General features: G+C 72.0%; 1 protein-coding gene. It reads right to left on the bottom strand.

What is annotated here, in order from left to right; translation table 11 throughout:
* Positions 1-514 (bottom strand): FAD-binding protein (locus LPA54_RS36600; RefSeq protein WP_228984816.1); only part of this gene is annotated, 514 nt, incomplete at both ends.

Below are 514 nucleotides of genomic sequence, written 5' to 3'. Positions count from 1 at the left end.
CGGGTGGACAGCTCCATGCGCTCGGGGTCGTAGCGGCTCATGTACCGCTCGCCGAGGGCGTTGCGCAGGATGCCGCCCTCGCCGCGCGCGGCCTCGCTGACGAGGGTGCCGGCCGCGTTCTCCGGCTCGATGATCCCCGACGGGTGGAACTGCACCAGCTCCGGGTCGCGCAGCCGCGCCCCCGCCTCCACGGCGAGCCGGAAGGAGTCCCCGGTGTTCTCGTCCCGCCGCGACGACGTGCGCCGCCAGATCCGGGTGTGCCCGCCCGCCGCCAGGATCACCGCGTCCGCGTGCACCCGGTAGCGCGTGCCGTCCTTGAGATCGAAGCCGTACGCCCCGAACACCGTGCCTTCGTGGGTGAGGATCCGCGTGATGTACACACCCTCCAGCACCGGTATCCGCAGCTGTTCCGCGCGCCGGACGAGGGTGCGCTGGATCTCCAGGCCCGTGTAGTCGCCGGCGAAGGCGGTACGGCGGAACTTGTGCGCGCCGAAGAAGCGCTGCGAGATACGGC

This window comes from Streptomyces sp. DH12, from assembly GCF_020873895.1.
GTDB lineage: Bacteria > Actinomycetota > Actinomycetes > Streptomycetales > Streptomycetaceae > Streptomyces.
Note: the sequence above shows the minus strand (reverse complement) of the source record. Positions and strands in the feature narration are given on the sequence as shown.